The organism is Enterobacter sp. BNK-34 (assembly GCF_048684445.1).
GTDB lineage: Bacteria > Pseudomonadota > Gammaproteobacteria > Enterobacterales > Enterobacteriaceae > Enterobacter > Enterobacter pseudoroggenkampii.
This window is the reverse complement of sequence record NZ_JBLQUA010000001.1, coordinates 2,498,798-2,517,426: the sequence shown is the minus strand read 5'-3', so window position 1 is coordinate 2,517,426 and position 18,629 is coordinate 2,498,798. Positions and strand designations below refer to the sequence as shown.

The 18,629-nt window shown below is 54.4% G+C and carries 19 protein-coding genes; 16 read left to right on the top strand and 3 right to left on the bottom strand.

Features of this window, described 5'->3' with window-relative positions:
* The first annotated feature begins 45 nt into the window (after positions 1 to 45).
* Positions 46 to 987: a pyrimidine-specific ribonucleoside hydrolase RihA gene (rihA, locus tag ACMGG5_RS12275; protein ID WP_420277921.1), complete on the top strand. Its 942-nt coding sequence runs from the start codon at positions 46 to 48 to the stop codon at positions 985 to 987.
* A 146-nt stretch (positions 988 to 1,133) separates the two neighbouring features.
* Here the strand turns inward: rihA and ACMGG5_RS12270 are convergent, their stop codons facing one another.
* Positions 1,134 to 1,616: a zinc ribbon-containing protein gene (locus ACMGG5_RS12270; protein ID WP_023617134.1), complete on the bottom strand. Its 483-nt coding sequence runs from the start codon at positions 1,614 to 1,616 to the stop codon at positions 1,134 to 1,136.
* A gap of 214 nt (positions 1,617 to 1,830) precedes the next feature.
* On the opposite strand from ACMGG5_RS12270, the gene leuS reads away from it, so the two are divergent.
* From leuS to lipA, 14 genes are all read left to right on the top strand, one after another.
* Positions 1,831 to 4,413, top strand: a complete 2,583-nt coding sequence (gene leuS / locus ACMGG5_RS12265) for a leucine--tRNA ligase (RefSeq protein WP_148769603.1) — start codon at positions 1,831 to 1,833, stop codon at positions 4,411 to 4,413.
* Between the two features lie 14 nt (positions 4,414 to 4,427).
* Entirely contained in the window at positions 4,428 to 4,997 is a 570-nt protein-coding gene (lptE, locus tag ACMGG5_RS12260) for an LPS assembly lipoprotein LptE (RefSeq protein WP_420277920.1), read from the top strand.
* Positions 4,997 to 6,028, top strand: coding sequence for a DNA polymerase III subunit delta (gene holA, locus ACMGG5_RS12255; RefSeq protein WP_024907018.1), 1,032 nt, complete (start codon positions 4,997 to 4,999; stop codon positions 6,026 to 6,028). The genes lptE and holA overlap by 1 nt, the downstream gene beginning before the upstream one ends.
* Entirely contained in the window at positions 6,021 to 6,686 is a 666-nt protein-coding gene (gene nadD, locus ACMGG5_RS12250) for a nicotinate-nucleotide adenylyltransferase (protein WP_048989993.1), read from the top strand. Before holA ends, nadD begins: the two co-directional genes overlap by 8 nt.
* 269 nt (positions 6,687 to 6,955) lie before the next feature.
* A complete protein-coding gene (gene rsfS, locus ACMGG5_RS12245; RefSeq protein ID WP_023334893.1) occupies positions 6,956 to 7,273 on the top strand; it encodes a ribosome silencing factor in 318 nt (105 codons plus the stop codon).
* Positions 7,274 to 7,276: 3 nt separating this feature from the next.
* Complete coding sequence (rlmH, locus tag ACMGG5_RS12240; protein ID WP_003858701.1) at positions 7,277 to 7,744, top strand: 23S rRNA (pseudouridine(1915)-N(3))-methyltransferase RlmH; 468 nt, start codon at positions 7,277 to 7,279, stop codon at positions 7,742 to 7,744.
* A 28-nt stretch (positions 7,745 to 7,772) separates the two neighbouring features.
* Positions 7,773 to 9,674 carry a peptidoglycan DD-transpeptidase MrdA gene (mrdA, locus tag ACMGG5_RS12235; protein ID WP_032649564.1) on the top strand — a complete coding sequence of 634 codons (1,902 nt, stop codon included), beginning with the start codon at positions 7,773 to 7,775 and terminating at the stop codon, positions 9,672 to 9,674.
* 2 nt (positions 9,675 to 9,676) lie between these two features.
* Positions 9,677 to 10,789 (top strand): peptidoglycan glycosyltransferase MrdB, encoded by a 1,113-nt coding sequence (gene mrdB / locus ACMGG5_RS12230; RefSeq protein ID WP_008501037.1) that lies wholly within the window; start codon positions 9,677 to 9,679, stop codon positions 10,787 to 10,789.
* 16 nt (positions 10,790 to 10,805) lie between these two features.
* On the top strand, positions 10,806 to 11,918 hold the full coding sequence (rlpA, locus tag ACMGG5_RS12225) for an endolytic peptidoglycan transglycosylase RlpA (RefSeq protein WP_024907015.1): 1,113 nt from the start codon (positions 10,806 to 10,808) through the stop codon (positions 11,916 to 11,918).
* 139 nt (positions 11,919 to 12,057) lie between these two features.
* Positions 12,058 to 13,269, top strand: a complete 1,212-nt coding sequence (dacA, locus tag ACMGG5_RS12220) for a D-alanyl-D-alanine carboxypeptidase DacA (protein ID WP_014069323.1) — start codon at positions 12,058 to 12,060, stop codon at positions 13,267 to 13,269.
* A gap of 106 nt (positions 13,270 to 13,375) precedes the next feature.
* Positions 13,376 to 13,639 (top strand): DUF493 family protein YbeD, encoded by a 264-nt coding sequence (gene ybeD, locus ACMGG5_RS12215; protein WP_003858718.1) that lies wholly within the window; start codon positions 13,376 to 13,378, stop codon positions 13,637 to 13,639.
* Positions 13,640 to 13,734: 95 nt separating this feature from the next.
* Positions 13,735 to 14,376, top strand: a complete 642-nt coding sequence (gene lipB, locus ACMGG5_RS12210; RefSeq protein ID WP_024907014.1) for a lipoyl(octanoyl) transferase LipB — start codon at positions 13,735 to 13,737, stop codon at positions 14,374 to 14,376.
* A gap of 291 nt (positions 14,377 to 14,667) precedes the next feature.
* Positions 14,668 to 15,621 (top strand): YbeF family transcriptional regulator, encoded by a 954-nt coding sequence (locus ACMGG5_RS12205; protein ID WP_024907013.1) that lies wholly within the window; start codon positions 14,668 to 14,670, stop codon positions 15,619 to 15,621.
* A gap of 207 nt (positions 15,622 to 15,828) precedes the next feature.
* The gene (gene lipA, locus ACMGG5_RS12200; RefSeq protein ID WP_024907012.1) at positions 15,829 to 16,794 is read left to right on the top strand and encodes a lipoyl synthase; all 966 of its coding nucleotides are present in this window, start codon (positions 15,829 to 15,831) and stop codon (positions 16,792 to 16,794) included.
* Positions 16,795 to 16,875: 81 nt separating this feature from the next.
* On the opposite strand, the gene tatE is transcribed toward lipA, so the two are convergent.
* Positions 16,876 to 17,079: a twin-arginine translocase subunit TatE gene (tatE, locus tag ACMGG5_RS12195; protein ID WP_023310742.1), complete on the bottom strand. Its 204-nt coding sequence runs from the start codon at positions 17,077 to 17,079 to the stop codon at positions 16,876 to 16,878.
* A gap of 125 nt (positions 17,080 to 17,204) precedes the next feature.
* Positions 17,205 to 17,993: a deaminated glutathione amidase gene (locus ACMGG5_RS12190; RefSeq protein ID WP_290094597.1), complete on the bottom strand. Its 789-nt coding sequence runs from the start codon at positions 17,991 to 17,993 to the stop codon at positions 17,205 to 17,207.
* 67 nt (positions 17,994 to 18,060) lie between these two features.
* On the opposite strand from ACMGG5_RS12190, the gene crcB reads away from it, so the two are divergent.
* Positions 18,061 to 18,444, top strand: coding sequence for a fluoride efflux transporter CrcB (gene crcB, locus ACMGG5_RS12185; RefSeq protein WP_024907010.1), 384 nt, complete (start codon positions 18,061 to 18,063; stop codon positions 18,442 to 18,444).
* Positions 18,445 to 18,629: the final 185 nt, after the last annotated feature.

Here is an 18,629-nt window from a genome sequence, read left to right as displayed (position 1 = left end):
CAGCGTTAACCTTGTCACAAAATAACGCTACGTATGGAGAACGCTATGGCACAGCCTATTATTCTCGATTGCGATCCGGGTCATGATGACGCGATCGCGCTCGTCCTTGCACTTGCCTCCCCTGAACTCGACGTCAAAGCCGTCACCTCTTCTGCCGGAAACCAGACGCCGGATAAAACGCTGCGTAACGTTTTGCGTATGCTGACGTTGCTCAAGCGTACCGATATTCCCGTCGCTGGCGGAGCCCTCAAGCCCCTGATGCGTGAATTAATTATCGCGGATAACGTGCATGGTGAAAGCGGGCTGGACGGTCCGGCGCTGCCGGAGCCGGGCTTCGCGCCGCAAAACTGCACCGCCGTGGAGCTGATGGCGAAGGTGCTGCGCGAGAGCATGGAACCCTTGACGCTGGTGGCTACCGGGCCGCAAACCAACGTCGCGCTGCTGCTGAACAGCCACCCTGAACTGCACAGCAAAATAGCCCGTATCGTCATCATGGGCGGGGCCATGGGGCTGGGTAACTGGACGCCTGCGGCGGAGTTCAACATCTTTGTCGACCCGGAAGCCGCTGAGATTGTCTTCCAGTCCGGCTTACCGATTGTAATGGCGGGACTGGACGTTACCCATCGCGCGCAGATTATGGCGGACGATATTGAGCGCTTCCGTTCCGTTGGTAATCCGGTCGCGACAACCGTGGCCGAGCTGCTCGACTTCTTTATGGAGTATCACAAAGCCGAGAAGTGGGGCTTCCACGGCGCGCCCCTGCACGACCCGTGCACCATTGCCTGGCTGTTAAAGCCTGAGATATTCACCACGGTTGACCGCTGGGTTGGCGTGGAAACGCAGGGAAAATACACCCAGGGAATGACGGTGGTGGATTATTACTCGCTGACGGGGAATAAGCCGAATACTACCGTGATGGTGGACATCGACAGGGAGGCGTTTGTGGATTTGCTGGCGGAGAGACTGGACTACTATAGTGCAGCCTGATGCCCTCACCCCTACCCTCTCCCACGGGGAGAGGGAGCAAACACTAAAAACGGCAACGGGGTTGCCGTTTTGCTTTTACCTTTTGCGGCCTGATGCCCTCACCCCGGCCCTCTCCCACAGGGAGAGGGAGCAAACCTGCGCTTTACCTAGGGCTCAAACGGACGACGCTGGAACTGATCGTGGCCGCATTTCGGGCACAGCGACAGAACCTCCGGCGTATACACCGCAATATGGTGGTGGCAATTCTCGCACACCAGATTTCCGAGCCCGACCACCTCACCGCTGTGGTACACACCATGGTGGTTCAAATCCTGAAAGACCTCGCGCCACTCCAGCTGCGTTTTATCCGTAATATCGGCCAGCTCCTGCCACAGGCTCTCTTTGATCACCCGCATGAAAACGCTGTCCGTGACCTCCTCCTGGCTCTCCTGGTAGCTGCGCGCGAACTCTTCCAGATCGCGACGCACGGCGCGCGTCACCTCTTCCACTTCGGTTCGCGTTAACTCACCCGTTTGCGACACGCGGGCACGCGCCTGCTCCACCAGCGCATCGATATCGCGCTCGCCGTTACGCAGTCGTTCCGTCAGTGTCGCCACCAGTTCGCGGTAAAATTGAGCAACCTTGTTCATCATTTTGCCTCCCGGGTAAGTAACTATTTCTAATAATAGACCTTATTTCATCGCCGCTTTGTCAGGTGAAGCACAGACCCGGTAAATTCCTGCAAAGCGCATTTGTGCGAAAGGCTGTTTTGACGCGGGCGTTTGGGCTATGCTATGCGGATCTGAATGACCACATCCATTGGCTACATTTGTAGCTGTATTGAAAACAGGACCACTGGCTGCCATGCAAGAGCAATACCGCCCGGAAGAGATAGAATCAAAAGTCCAGCAACACTGGGACGAGAAGCGCACCTTTGAAGTAACCGAAGACGAGAGCAAAGAGAAGTATTACTGCCTGTCGATGCTTCCCTATCCTTCTGGTCGACTACACATGGGCCATGTGCGTAACTACACCATTGGCGATGTGATCGCACGTTACCAGCGTATGCTGGGCAAAAACGTTCTGCAGCCTATCGGCTGGGATGCGTTCGGTCTGCCTGCGGAAGGCGCGGCGGTCAAAAACAACACCGCACCGGCCCCGTGGACATACGACAACATCGCGTACATGAAAAACCAGCTCAAAATGCTGGGCTTTGGCTATGACTGGAGCCGCGAGCTGGCAACCTGTACCCCGGAATACTACCGCTGGGAGCAGAAGTTCTTCACCGAGCTGTACAAAAAAGGCCTGGTGTATAAGAAGACCTCTGCCGTTAACTGGTGTCCGAATGACCAGACCGTTCTCGCGAACGAACAGGTTATCGATGGCTGCTGCTGGCGCTGCGACACCAAAGTTGAGCGTAAAGAGATCCCACAGTGGTTTATCAAAATCACCGCTTACGCTGATGAGCTGCTGAACGATCTGGATAATCTGGACCACTGGCCAGATACCGTGAAGACCATGCAGCGCAACTGGATCGGCCGTTCTGAAGGTGTGGAGATTACCTTCAACGTTGAGAACTACGACCAGACTCTGACTGTCTACACCACCCGTCCGGACACCTTCATGGGCGCGACCTACCTGGCCGTGGCTGCAGGTCACCCGCTGGCGCAGAAAGCGGCAGAAAACAATCCGGAACTGGCTACCTTCATCGATGAGTGCCGCAACACCAAAGTGGCCGAAGCCGACATGGCGACGATGGAGAAAAAAGGCGTTGCGACAGGCTTCTATGCTAAGCATCCGCTGACTGGCGAAGCGATCCCGGTCTGGGCAGCGAACTTCGTGCTGATGGAGTACGGTACAGGTGCGGTAATGGCTGTTCCGGGCCACGATCAGCGCGACTACGAGTTTGCCACCAAATACAACCTGCCGATTAAAGCCGTTATTCTGGCCGCCGATGGTTCTGAACCAGACCTGTCCGAAAACGCGCTGACTGAAAAAGGCACCCTGTTCAACTCCGGTGAATTCAGCGGTCTGAGCTTCGAAGAGGGCTTTAACGCCATCGCCGACAAGCTGGCCTCCCTTGGCGTGGGCGAGCGTAAAGTTAACTTCCGTCTGCGCGACTGGGGTGTTTCCCGTCAGCGTTACTGGGGTGCGCCAATTCCAATGGTGACGCTGGAAGATGGCACCGTGATGCCAACGCCAGAAGATCAGCTGCCGGTGATCCTGCCGGAAGACGTCGTCATGGACGGCATCACCAGCCCGATCAAAGCCGATCCTGAGTGGGCAAAAACCACCGTCAACGGCCAGCCTGCGCTGCGTGAAACCGACACCTTTGACACCTTTATGGAGTCATCCTGGTACTATGCGCGCTACACCTGCCCGCAGTATCAGGAAGGTATGCTGGATTCCAAAGCGGCAAACTACTGGCTGCCGGTAGATATCTACATCGGTGGTATCGAACACGCCATCATGCACCTGCTCTACTTCCGCTTCTTCCACAAGCTGATGCGCGATGCGGGCATGGTGAACTCTGACGAACCTGCAAAACAGCTGCTGTGCCAGGGCATGGTGCTGGCGGATGCCTTCTATTACGTCGGTGCCAACGGCGAGCGTAACTGGGTTTCTCCGGTTGACGCGATCGTTGAACGCGACGAGAAGGGCCGTATCGTGAAGGCCAAAGACGCCGAAGGTCATGAGCTGGTCTACACCGGCATGAGCAAGATGTCCAAGTCTAAAAACAACGGTATCGACCCGCAGGTGATGGTTGAGCGTTACGGTGCAGATACCGTGCGTCTGTTCATGATGTTTGCTTCTCCGGCGGACATGACGCTGGAGTGGCAGGAGTCTGGCGTGGAAGGTGCAAACCGCTTCCTGAAACGCGTCTGGAAACTGGTTTACGAACACACTGCACTGGGCGATGCCCCGGCGCTGAATGCCGCCGCACTGACTGAAGATCAGCAGGCGCTGCGTCGCGATGTTCATAAAACGATTGCAAAAGTGACCGATGATATTGGTCGTCGTCAGACCTTCAATACCGCAATTGCGGCTATTATGGAACTGATGAACAAGCTGGCGAAGGCTTCGCAGGACGGCGAGCAGGATCGTGCTTTAATGCGTGAAGCGCTGCTGGCCGTTGTTCGCATGCTGAACCCGTTCACACCGCACGTTAGCTTTACCCTGTGGCAGGAGCTGAAAGGCGAAGGCGATATCGACAACGCGCCGTGGCCGCAGGCTGACGAATCAGCGATGGTGGAAAACACGACGCTGGTCGTGGTCCAGGTGAACGGCAAAGTCCGCGGTAAAATTACCGTGGCGGTCGATGCAACCGAAGAACAGGTTCGCGAGCGCGCGGGCCAGGAACCTCTGGTCGCAAAATATCTTGAGGGCGTTACCGTACGTAAAGTGATCTACGTACCGGGTAAACTGCTCAATCTGGTCGTTGGCTAAGCGCGGGAGGAAACGTGCGACAACTGGCAACAATACTCTTATCACTGGCGGTGCTTGTCACCGCTGGCTGTGGCTGGCACCTGCGCAATACCACGGCGGTGCCCGCTGAGATGAAAACGATGATGTTCGACTCACCAGATCCGAATGGCCCACTCAGCCGGGCCATTCGTAATCAGCTGCGTCTCAACGGCGTAGAGATTGTCGAAAAACAAACCCTGCGCCAGGATGTACCGTCTCTGCGTGTTATAGGTGGCGGCCTGTCGAGAGATACAGCCTCTATCTTCCAGGATGGCCGTACAGCTGAGTATCAGATGGTGTTGACGGTCGACGCGGCAGTCCTGATCCCCGGTAAAGACATCTACCCGATCAGCACGAAAGTATACCGTTCGTTCTTCGATAACCCGCAGACAGCGCTGGCAAAAGATGCCGAACAGCAGATTATCATCAACGAAATGTACGACAAGGCAGCGGAACAGCTGATCCGTAAACTGCCAAGTATTGCAGCGTCAACTAAACAAGGATCTGACATCGTTGAAAAACCGATTGCTGGCACGCTTCCTGCTGCTAACTCTCTGGGTAAATGATGATCAGGCTGTATCCTGAACAACTCCGCGCGCAGCTCAATGAAGGGCTGCGCGCGGCGTATCTGCTTCTTGGAAACGATCCGTTATTACTTCAGGAAAGCCAGGATGCCGTGCGGCATGCTGCCGCAGCGCAGGGCTTCGATGAACACCACACCGTCCAACTGGACAACAACACCGACTGGAACGCCCTCTTCTCGCTTTGTCAGGCGATGAGCCTTTTCGCCTCGCGCCAGACTATTCAGATCCTGCTGCCGGAAAATGGTCCTAACGCGGCCATGAACGAGCAGCTCGCTACGCTGGTCAGCCTGTTACACAGCGATCTGCTCTTTATTGTGCGTGGCAACAAGCTTACCAAAGCCCAGGAAAACGCGGCGTGGTTTACCCAGATCGCAGCCCACGCGGTGCAGGTCACCTGTCAGACGCCTGAGCAGGCGCATCTGCCCAAATGGGTGTCAGCGAGAGCGAAGCAGAACAACCTCCAACTGGATGATGCGGCGAATCAACTGCTGTGCTACTGCTATGAAGGTAACCTGCTGGCCCTGGCGCAGGCGCTGGACAGACTCTCCCTGCTCTGGCCGGATGGCAAGCTGACCTTGCCGCGCGTCGAGCAGGCCGTTAACGACGCGGCGCACTTCACGCCGTTCCACTGGGTGGACGCGCTACTGTCGGCAAAAAGCAAACGCGCCCTGCATATTCTGCAACAGCTGCGTCTTGAAGGGAGCGAACCCGTTATTCTGCTGCGTACGCTGCAGCGCGAATTACTGCTGCTGATTACGCTCAAGCGCCAGTCTGCCCATACGCCGCTGCGTTCGCTGTTTGATAAACACCGCGTGTGGCAAAATCGCAGGGCTTTGACCACCGAGGCCGTCAACCGCCTGAGTCATGAGCAGCTTCGTCAGGCTGTACAGCTTCTGATGCGCGCTGAGCTCACGTTAAAACAAGATTACGGCCAGTCGGTCTGGGCGGAGCTGGAAAGCCTTTCTCTGCTGCTCTGCCACAAGGCGCTGGCAGACGTTTTTATTGATGGATAGTATGCATTCTTTACAGGCCCTGTATGGCGGCACCTTCGACCCGGTACATTACGGGCACCTGAAGCCGGTTGAAATTCTGGCGAATTTGATCGGCCTTCAGCGCGTCACTATCATGCCCAATAATGTTCCGCCCCATCGTCCGCAGCCGGAGGCGACCAGCGAGCAGCGAAAAGCGATGCTCGCCCTTGCCATCGAAGATAAACCGCTCTTCCAACTTGATGAGCGTGAGCTGCGTCGCGACACGCCCTCCTGGACGTCACAGACGCTTCAGGAGTGGCGCACAGAACAGGGTCCAGACCAGCCGCTGGCGTTTATCATCGGCCAGGATTCCCTGCTGAATTTACCCACATGGCATCAGTATGAAACCATCCTGGAGAACAGCCATCTGCTCGTCTGCCGCCGCCCTGGCTATCCTCTGACCATGCGTGAAGCGCAGTACCAGCAGTGGCTGGAAGATCATCTCACCGATAATGTTGAAGATCTTCACAATCGGCCTGCCGGGAAGATCTATCTGGCGGAAACGCCGTGGTTCGATATCTCTGCAACCCTCATACGTGAGCGTTTACAGCAGGGTTTAGCCTGTGACGATCTACTGCCAGCCCCGGTGCTGGCGTATATCCATACGCACGGGTTGTATCAGAAAAGCGCAGATGAATAGCCGGAGGGCATAAAAAGCGGCTTATTGTTTATCCTGCCTTGACAGGTTAAGCCATACTGTTATTCTCCGCTGCCAGACTTTCCCGCCAATCATTGCTTTACAGAAATTGTTTTACAAAAATGGCGATGCAATCTCAGGCAGAGGGTGGGATGATACCCGCCTTCAAAAGCCCGGTCGGAGACATTTGTCCCGACACAGGCGTGAGTTCAGGTATACTGTCTGGCTACGAATTCAACGTTTTACAATCTCATTCACCCCAGGGGGAAAACTTGCAGGGTAAAGCACTCCAGGATTTTGTTATTGACAAAATTGATGACCTGAAAGGTCAGGACATCATCGCTATCGACGTTAAGGGTAAATCCAGTATTACCGACTGCATGATCATCTGCACCGGTACATCTACGCGTCATGTTGTTTCGATTGCCGATCATGTGGTTCAGGAATCGCGTGCAGCAGGACTGTTGCCACTGGGTGTTGAAGGTGAAGCAACGGCTGACTGGGTGGTTGTCGACCTCGGCGATGTGATTGTCCACGTCATGCAGGACGAGAGCCGTCGCCTGTATGAGCTGGAAAAACTCTGGGGTTAATGCGTGAAGTTGCAGCTGGTCGCCGTCGGCACCAAAATGCCGGACTGGGTACAAACCGGTTTTACTGAATATCTGCGTCGTTTTCCAAAAGACATGCCGTTCGAACTGGTGGAAATTCCCGCCGGTAAGCGCGGCAAGAACGCGGATATCAAACGTATTCTCGATAAAGAGGGCGAACTGATGCTGGCTGCCGCAGGCAAAAACCGCATCGTCACCCTCGATATTCCAGGAAAACCCTGGGATACGCCGCAGCTGGCGCACGAACTGGAGCGCTGGAAGCAGGATGGCCGTGACGTCAGTCTGTTGATTGGCGGTCCAGAAGGGTTATCCCCCGCCTGCAAAGCGGCGGCTGAACAAAGTTGGTCCCTCTCCGCGCTGACACTTCCCCACCCGCTCGTTCGGGTACTGGTGGCAGAAAGCCTGTATCGCGCGTGGAGCATTACTACCAACCACCCCTATCACCGCGAGTAATGACTGACCAGGGTAGATTAAGCAGCGAATGAAACTACAGAATTCTTTTCGCGACTATACGGCTGAGTCCGCGCTGTTTGTGCGCCGGGCGCTGGTCGCCTTTACCGGGATTTTGCTGCTTACCGGCGTGCTGATCGCCAACCTTTATAATCTGCAAATTGTCCGCTTTACCGACTACCAGACGCGCTCAAACGAAAACCGTATCAAGCTGGTGCCTATCGCCCCCAGCCGCGGCATTATTTACGATCGTAACGGCACGCCGCTGGCATTAAACCGCACCATCTATCAAATCGAGATGATGCCGGAAAAAGTTGATAATGTTCAGGATACGCTGGAAGCGCTGAAAAGCGTTGTCGACCTTAACGATGACGATATCGCGGCCTTTAAAAAAGAGCGCTCCCGCTCTCACCGTTTCACCTCCATTCCGGTTAAAACCAACCTGACGGAAGTCCAGGTGGCCCGCTTTGCGGTAAACCAGTACCGCTTCCCCGGCGTGGAAGTGAAGGGTTATAAGCGTCGCTACTATCCCTACGGCTCCGCGCTGACGCATGTGATTGGCTACGTCTCCAAGATTAACGACAAAGACGTCGACCGCCTTGATAAAGACGGCAAGCTGGCAAACTACGCTGCAACGCACGATATCGGTAAGCTGGGGATCGAACGTTACTACGAAGACGTTTTGCACGGGCAAACCGGCTATGAAGAAGTTGAGGTTAACAACCGCGGCCGAGTGATCCGCCAGCTGAAAGAAGTCCCTCCTCAGGCGGGGCATGACGTCTATCTGACCCTCGACCTTAAGCTGCAGCAGTATATCGAAACCCTGCTGGCGGGCAGCCGTGCAGCCGTTGTGGTCACCGATCCTCGTACCGGCGGCATTCTGGCAATGGTGTCTATGCCCAGCTATGACCCGAACCTGTTCGTTGACGGCATTTCCAGTAAGGACTATTCCGGTCTGCTGAATGACCCGAACACGCCGCTGGTGAACCGCGCGACGCAAGGGGTTTATCCGCCGGCATCAACGGTTAAGCCGTACGTGGCGGTTTCTGCGCTGAGTGCCGGCGTCATTAACCGTAATACCAGTCTGTTTGACCCGGGCTGGTGGCAACTGCCTGGTTCAGATAAACGCTATCGTGACTGGAAAAAATGGGGCCACGGTCATCTGAACGTCACCAAATCGCTGGAAGAATCTGCGGATACCTTCTTCTATCAGGTGGCGTATGACATGGGGATCGACCGCCTGTCAGAGTGGATGAGCAAATTCGGATACGGGCATTACACCGGCGTTGACCTTTCCGAAGAACGTTCTGGCAACATGCCAACGCGTGAATGGAAGCTGAAGCGCTTTAAAAAACCGTGGTATCAGGGTGACACCATTCCGGTGGGTATCGGCCAGGGCTACTGGACGGCAACACCGCTTCAGATGAACAAGGCCATGATGATCCTCATCAATGACGGCGTGGTAAAAGTGCCTCATCTGCTACAGAGCACGGTTGAAGACGGCAAAAAAGTGCCGTGGAACCAGCCGCATGAGGCGCCGGTGGGAGACATTCATTCCGGCTTCTGGGAAATTGCGAAAGACGGTATGTACGGCGTGGCAAACCGCCCCAACGGTACCGCGCATAAGTACTTCACCGGTACGCCGTACAAAGTGGCCGCGAAATCCGGTACTGCGCAGGTGTTCGGTCTGAAAGCCAACGAAACCTATAATGCGCACCGCATTGCTGAACGTCTGCGTGACCATAAGCTGATGACGGCGTTTGCCCCTTATGATAACCCGCAGGTCGCGGTGGCGATGATTCTGGAGAACGGCGGTGCCGGTCCAGCTGTAGGGACCATCATGCGCCAGATCCTTGACCACATTATGCTGGGTGATAACAACACCGAACTGCCGGCTGAAAACCCGGCCGCCGCTGCGGCGGAGGACCAATAATCATGACGGATAATCCAAATAAAAAATCGCTGTGGGACAAAATCCACATCGACCCAGCCATGCTGCTGATCCTGCTGGCCCTGCTGGTTTACAGCGCCCTGGTTATCTGGAGCGCCAGCGGCCAGGACATCGGCATGATGGAGCGCAAAATTGGCCAGATTGCCATGGGTCTGATCATTATGGTGGTGATGGCGCAGATCCCGCCGCGCGTCTACGAAGGCTGGGCGCCCTACCTCTACATCTTCTGTATTATTTTGCTGGTTGCGGTAGATGCGTTTGGCGCCATATCAAAAGGGGCGCAGCGCTGGCTGGATTTGGGTATTGTCCGCTTCCAGCCCTCGGAGATTGCCAAAATCGCCGTGCCACTGATGGTGGCACGCTTTATCAACCGCGATGTCTGTCCGCCGTCTCTGAAGAATACCGCTATCGCGCTGGTGCTGATTTTCCTGCCAACGCTGCTGGTTGCGGCACAGCCTGACCTGGGGACCTCAATCCTTATTGCCCTCTCCGGCCTGTTTGTCCTGTTCCTGTCGGGACTGAGCTGGCGCCTGATTGGTATCGCGGTGGTGCTGATTGCGGCGTTCATCCCTATCCTCTGGTTCTTCCTGATGCATGACTACCAGCGCCAGCGCGTCATGATGCTACTCGATCCGGAAACCGATCCGCTGGGCGCGGGCTATCATATTATTCAGTCGAAGATTGCAATTGGCTCCGGGGGCCTGCGCGGTAAAGGCTGGCTGCACGGTACGCAGTCGCAGCTGGAATTTTTACCGGAACGCCACACCGATTTTATCTTTGCCGTACTGGCGGAAGAGCTGGGGCTGGTTGGCATTCTGATACTTCTTGCGCTGTATGTCCTGCTGATCATGCGGGGATTGTGGATTGCAGCGCGTGCACAAACCACGTTTGGTCGCGTCATGGCTGGCGGGTTGATGCTGATTTTATTCGTTTATGTCTTCGTAAATATTGGTATGGTGAGTGGTATTCTGCCGGTGGTAGGCGTACCGCTGCCGCTGGTGAGTTACGGAGGCTCGGCACTGATCGTGTTGATGGCCGGGTTTGGTATCGTGATGTCGATCCATACCCACAGAAAAATGTTGTCAAAAAGCGTATAAAAATAAGGGGATCGGAATGCGTAAGCAGTGGCTGGGGATCTGCATCGCGGCAAGTTTACTTGCGGCCTGCACAAGTGATGATGGTCAGCAACAGGCAACCGTCGCGCCGCCGCAGCCTGCGGTGTGTAATGGCCCGATCGTTGAAATCAGCGGTGCCGATCCCGTTTATGAACCGCTGAATGCCAGTGCCAATCAGGATTACGAGCGCGACGGCAAAAGCTATAAAATTGTTCAGGATCCTTCCCGTTTCAGTCAGGCAGGCTTTGCCGCCATTTATGATGCCGAGCCAGGCAGTAACCTGACGGCCTCCGGGGAGGCGTTCGACCCAATGCAACTGACGGCGGCACACCCAACGCTGCCGATTCCGAGCTACGCCCGTATCACCAACCTGGCGAATGGCCGCATGATCGTCGTGCGTATCAACGATCGCGGCCCGTACGGGAATGACCGGGTGATCTCCCTGTCGCGCGCGTCTGCCGATCGCCTGAACACCTCGAACAACACCAAAGTTCGTATTGACCCGATTATCGTCGCGCAGGATGGTTCGCTCTCCGGACCGGGTACCGCGTGTACAACGGTGGCGAAACAGACCTATGCCCTTCCTGACCGCCCAAATCTTGACGGCGGAATGGGAAGCGTCTCGTCTCCGGCAGAGCCTGCTCAGCCGGGAGGAGAAATACGCCCGATCAGCAATGACACGCTGCAAAGCGAGGATGCTACCGGCGCGCCGGTAAAGAGTAGCGGCTTTCTTGGCGCACCGACGACCTTAGCCGCGGGCGTGCTGGAAGGCAGTGAACCCACTCCAGCCCCTGCTCCCGTCGCTGCGCCAGCGACCCAGCCGGCTCCCGTAACGGCGCCAGCGGCCACGCAAAGTGCGGCGGTGGCGGCTCCAGCAGCGGCCAGCGGAAGCTATGTGGTTCAGGTAGGCGCAGTGAGCGATCAGGCCCGGGCCAAACAATATCAACAGCGTCTGAGCCAGCAGTTTGGCGTACCAGGACGCGTTGAGCAGAACGGCGCGGTCTGGCGCATTCAGATGGGGCCGTTTGCCAGCAAATCGCAGGCAGCCTCCCTGCAGCAGCGTCTGCAGAATGAAGCTCAACTTCAGTCATTTATCGCTGTTGCGAAATAATTAACCGGCGGTATCCGAATTGTCAGTTAGTGTAAAACACATTCACAAACTCATGCTTAAAGTCGGATGCCTGCCTGAATAGCATTTGCTATAGTAAGGCACTTTTTTTAATTCCATCACGGATGTCGTAGTTCTGACCATGAAGACCACTTTTTCTGCTCGTTTTGTGCAGCGCATGGCGCTGACCACGGCCCTTTGCGCGGCTGCTCTTTCTGCAGCTCACGCCGATGACCTGAATATCAAGACCATGATCCCTGGCGTTCCGCAAATCGATGCGGAATCCTACATCCTGATCGATTACAACTCTGGCAAAGTGCTGGCAGAACAGAATGCCGATGCCCGCCGTGATCCGGCCAGCCTGACCAAAATGATGACCAGCTACGTTATCGGCCAGGCGATGAAGGCAGGTAAATTCAAAGAATCGGATCTGGTCACCATCGGTAACGATGCGTGGGCAACCGGGAACCCTGTCTTCAAAGGTTCCTCTCTGATGTTCCTGAAGCCGGGTATGCAGGTTCCTGTTTCCCAGCTGATTCGTGGTATCAACCTGCAGTCGGGTAACGATGCCTGCGTGGCGATGGCCGATTTCGCCGCCGGTAGCCAGGATGCCTTCGTGGGTCTGATGAACAGCTACGTTACCGCGCTGGGTCTGAAAAACAGCCACTTCCAGACCGTACACGGCCTGGACGCAGACGGTCAGTACAGCTCCGCACGTGATATGGCCCTGATTGGTCAGGCGCTGATCCGCGATGTCCCTAACGAATACTCTATCTACAAAGAAAAAGAGTTCACCTTCAACGGGATTCGTCAGACCAACCGTAACGGTCTGCTGTGGGATAACAGCCTGAACGTTGACGGCATTAAAACTGGCCATACCGACAAAGCGGGCTACAACCTGGTGGCCTCTGCTACTGAAGGTCAGATGCGTCTGATCTCTGCCGTGATGGGCGGCCGCACCTTTAAAGGTCGTGAAACAGAAAGCAAGAAGCTGCTGACCTGGGGCTTCCGCTTCTTCGAAACCGTGAATCCACTGAAAGCAGGCAAAGAGTTTGCGTCTGAACCCGTCTGGTTCGGCGACAACGACCGTGCTTCTCTCGGCGTTGATAAAGACCTCTACCTGACCATTCCGCGCGGTCGTATGAAGGATCTGAAAGCCAGCTACGTGCTGAACAGCACCGAGCTGCACGCTCCACTGCAGAAAAACCAGGTTGTAGGCACGATCAACTTCCAGCTGGATGGAAAAACGATCGATCAGCGTCCGCTGGTTGTCCTGCAAGAAATTCCTGAAGGCAATTTCTTCGGTAAAATCATTGATTACATTAAATTGATGTTCCACCACTGGTTTGGTTAAAAATTGAACACTTGAAAGTGTGATTTTGATCCCCATATACTAAGTATCCTGATAACTCCCACCTGACGTGGGAGTTATTATTTTTTGACGTTACGCCGGAGCTGACATGAAAACCAAACTTAACGAACTGCTTGAATTCCCTACCCCATTTACCTACAAAGTAATGGGTCTGGCGAAACCTGAGCTGGTTGATCAGGTGGTTGAAGTGGTACAGCGCCATGCGCCGGGTGACTACTCTCCGTCAGTAAAACCAAGCAGCAAGGGCAACTACCACTCGGTTTCTATCACCATCACTGCGACACACATTGAGCAGGTTGAGACGCTGTACGAAGAGCTCGGCAATATCGAAATCGTTCGTATGGTACTGTAGTCCCTTTGCGGTTACCCGGTTTGCCGGGTAACCCTTCTCCCCGCTGTGATATACTCCCCCCACACCTTTTGTCCCTCGTCTTCGGAGACGCAGTTTTGTATCAGGATAAAATTCTGGTCCGTCACCTCGGGCTGCAACCTTATGAGCCTGTCTCCCAGGCCATGCATGACTTCACCGATTCACGCGATGACAGCACCCCAGATGAAATCTGGCTGGTCGAACACCTGCCGGTATTTACGCAGGGTCAGGCGGGTAAAGCAGAACATCTATTAATGACGGGAGATATCCCGGTTATTCAGAGCGATCGCGGCGGTCAGGTCACGTACCATGGGCCCGGGCAGCAGGTGATGTACGTCCTGCTCAATCTGAAGCGCAGAAAGCTGGGCGTGCGTGAACTGGTCACTTTACTGGAACAAACCGTTGTCAACACGCTGGCGGAATATGGTATTGACGCGCATCCGCGTGCCGATGCGCCGGGCGTTTACGTTGGGGAAATGAAGATCTGCTCCCTGGGGCTGCGTATTCGAAAAGGCTGCTCATTCCATGGCCTGGCATTGAATATAAATATGGATCTCGCGCCGTTCCAGCGCATAAACCCCTGCGGCTACGCCGGCATGGAAATGACGCAAATGCGCCAGTGGGTAGAAGCCGCTACGCCCGAACATATTCGTCCCGTGCTTTTGAAGAACGTGTTAGCGCTACTTAACAATCCCCCACACGAATATATCCCTGCTTAATATATCGTACAACAGGGCTCGATAATTTGACGGGCCACTGTTTATTTACCGCTTTTGCACTTTACAATAATCCACAGATTCTATATTTTCGAAGCGCCCGAATATTACCGCTACATATTATTTAGCCTCCAGCAAGCTCGGCAAACACGGCATAAGTAACGTGAGCAATTATCACACAACTGTTTGCTTTTGATAAACAAGTGAAACAAAACCAACACTTTACGAATCTCTACAAGCATAATAAATAAATTCAACTATCATTCATATTGTGAATGTATACGGGGTGAAAGCGTGGAGTATAATAATTTACCAGCCAAACGACTGAATGAACCTGGTGGCGAAGACAAGCCGCAAATTTTTCGGACTTTACGTAATATTGATCTCAATTTACTGACTATTTTTGAGGCAGTATATGTCCATAAAGGTATCGTTAACGCTGCGAAAATTCTTAATCTCACGCCATCAGCAATAAGTCAGTCAATCCAAAAGCTACGCGCTATATTTCCTGACCCGTTATTTATCCGTAAGGGCCAGGGGGTAACGCCGACGGCTTACGCCACGCATCTCCACGAGTACATCAGCCAGGGGCTGGAGTCGATTCTGGGCGCACTGGATTTAACCGGGAGCTATGATAAGCAGAGAACCATCACCATCGGCTGTTCCCCTTCTGTGGGTGTGCTGGTGATGCCGGCGATCTTCCAGGCAGTGAAAGAGCATGCTCCGCAGCTCCTGCTTCGTAATGTGCCGCTCAATGAACCTGACATTCAGCTTGCCCAGTTCCAGACGGACCTGATTATTGAAAGCGGCAGCTTCAGTGCCAGAGCGCTGGGTCAAAATGTGCTCTATTCGGATAACCTGGTGCTGGTTTGCCGGCAGCAGCATCCGGTTCTCAGCGAACCGCTGACCATCGAAAACCTGCGCAACTACGACCACTCGTCTTTCATGACCGAAGGGCAGTCTAACCACGCCCTTCGTCAGCGTATTGATGAAATTTTCCCGGAACGTCAGATTAGCTTCAGCAGTTACAATATGTTTACCACCGCATCGCTGATCGGCAGCAGCGATATGCTGTGCGTTATGCCATCGCGCCTGTACAGCCTGCTACAAAAATGCTGGCCGCTGGAGAGCATTCCACTCAGTCAGCTTAATGCGGAATCAATCGAAATTTCACTGCATTACAACAAGCTGAGTTTGCGCGACCCGGTCCTGGAAAACGTCATCCGCATTATCCGTCAGGCCTTCTGACAGGTTTAGCCAGCACAAGACCCTGCAACAGGCAGGGCGAAAGGCACAAAACAACAACTATTTTACAAATTGGCGATCTGGCAGGCTGCTTTAACGACCGTTTCAATGATATACTGCCTGTCGTTCGTTCAAAAATAGTTGATAAATACAACATTCCCTTGAATTGAAACGCTTTCCTTCGATATTCGCAACTGGAACACGCACGCTATGAGTAAACCCATTGTGATGGAACGCGGTGTTAAATACCGCGATGCCGATAAAATGGCCCTTATCCCGGTTAAAAACGTGGCTACAGAGCGCGAGGCGCTGTTAAGAAAACCGGAATGGATGAAAATCAAACTTCCGGCCGACTCTTCGCGTATCCAGGGGATCAAAGCGGCGATGCGCAAGAATGGCCTTCACTCCGTATGTGAAGAAGCCTCTTGTCCGAACCTTGCTGAATGTTTCAATCACGGTACCGCGACGTTTATGATTCTGGGTGCTATCTGTACCCGCCGCTGCCCGTTCTGCGATGTTGCTCATGGCCGTCCAGTCGCACCTGATGCTAACGAACCCCAGAAACTGGCGCAGACCATTGCTGACATGGCGCTGCGCTATGTGGTTATCACCTCCGTTGACCGTGACGATCTGCGTGACGGTGGTGCTCAGCACTTCGCCGACTGTATTACGGCCATTCGCGAGAAAAGCCCTAACATCAAAATCGAGACGCTGGTGCCTGACTTCCGTGGCCGTATGGACCGCGCGCTGGATATCCTGACCGCAACGCCGCCAGATGTGTTTAACCACAACCTGGAGAACGTGCCGCGTCTCTACCGTCAGGTCCGCCCGGGTGCTGACTATAACTGGTCTCTGAAACTGCTGGAGCGTTTCAAAGAAGCGCATCCGCATATTCCGACCAAGTCTGGTCTGATGGTGGGGCTAGGTGAAACCAATGAGGAAATCATTGAGGTGATGCGCGATCTTCGCCGCCACGGTGTGACCATGTTGACCCTGGGGCAGTATCTGCAGCCAAGCCGTCACCACCTGCCGGTACAGCGCTACGTGAGCCCGGACGAGTTCGATGAAATGAAAGCCGAAGCGATGGCGATGGGCTTCACCCACGCAGCCTGCGGCCCGTTCGTTCGCTCCTCATACCACGCCGATATGCAGGCAAAAGGCGAAGAAGTTAAATAATGCTGTAATATTCTTTTACAGTAATACAAAAAAACCGGCCTCATGAGCCGGTTTTTTTTCGCAAGCCCTCAGGCGTTGCTGTCACTCTTTGTGAGAAAGCTTGTCTGCCGGGACGTCATCCTCGGCGCTTTTCTTCGCTGCTGCATCATCGTCGTTCATCGCTTTCTTAAAGCCTTTGATGGCAGCCCCCAGGTCACCACCCAGCGTGCGTAACTTCTTGGTACCAAACAGCAGGACGACCAGTGCGGCAACCACCAGCAGTTTGGTAATACTAATCTCACCCATAGATACCTTCTTTACTTAAAACAGGCTGCATTCAGCGCCAAAACCTGATTGTATTAACGGTCATTTAGCGCGTGCACACAATAGCAATCTGTAACAAGGTGAATCAAGCATTGTTGAAAAAAACATCACAATAATTGCGGTGGCGCAAACCGACGATTGCGAAGAACAGGTAGTTGCTGACGTGCAAGCGTAATTCTGTCTAAGTTTATCTCCGCCACCAGCAAATGCGGGGCTTCAGCGGCGGCGGCGATCGTCACCCCCAGCGGATCGACCACCCTGCTTTGCCCGATGTTTTTCGTGCCGCATTCTCCTGCGGCAACGACATAGCAGGTGGTATCCAGCGCGCGTGCCGCCAGCAGCGTTGCCCAGTGGTGCTCTTTCAACGGCCCGCGAACCCACGCTGCAGGCAGTACCAGCACGTCCGCGCCCTGTAGCGCCAGATGAAGCGCCAGCTCGGGAAAACGCAGATCATAGCAGGTCATCAAGCCAACCTTAAGTCCGTCAATCTCCAGAAGCGGTGGGATACTGTCTCCGGGGTCAACGCGCCGCGACTCCTGAATGCTGAACGCATCATAGAGATGCAGCTTGGCGTAGCGGGCGACAATGGCTCCGCCGCGAATCGCCACAAGCGTATTGACTGCGCGACCCGGCGTTGAGGGGACATGGATCGTTAAGATCGTCGTCATCGTATTGCCCACGCTCTGGGCGAGCAGTTGCTGCAAGAATTCGCCGTCCAGCGACTGCGCGGACTTCACCGATAAATCCGGGTCATTATCATCCCTGGCCAGCAGCGCTTCAGGGAGAACCAGCAGCGACGCGCCTTTCTGCCGGGCCTGCTTCATCAGGTTGACGCACGTGAGCGCATTTTCATGCCAGTCAGGCGTGACCGCAAATTGCCCTACCGCAACATACATATTTGTCCCCTCATCATAAACGGCGTTAAACTCGCTTCTCTTACACATCAAATAGCAGGTATTTAGCGTGTTACAACTACTTTTAGCCGTTTTTATTGGTGGAGGAACGGGTAGCGTTGCGCGATGGTTTCTGAGTATGCGGTTTAACCCTCTGCATCAGGCGATTCCTATGGGGACACTGGCCGCTAACCTGATTGGTGCCTTTATCATTGGCATGGGTCTGGCCTGGTTTAACCGAATGACGCACATCGACCCGATGTGGAAGGTCCTGATTACGACGGGTTTCTGCGGCGGGTTAACCACCTTCTCGACGTTCTCCGCAGAAGTCGTGTTTCTCTTTCAGGAAGGCCGTATCGGCTGGGCACTGGCGAACATCGCGATTAACATGCTCGGCTCGTTTGCGATGACGGGGATCGCATTTTGGCTCTTTTCCTCCGCAAGCACGCATTAACCGTCGAACCGTTAATGTTGGCTTAATTTTTCTCTGTCACTCTGAATGCAGAACTGAACGAGGGTGACAGAATGAAACAGAGTCTGATGAGCGCAGGCATGGTGTTGTTAAGCGTGCTGATCGTTGCCAGCTTCCTGAAAATGTATCTGCTTGACTGATTCAAAACGAAAAAAACCCGCTCAGGG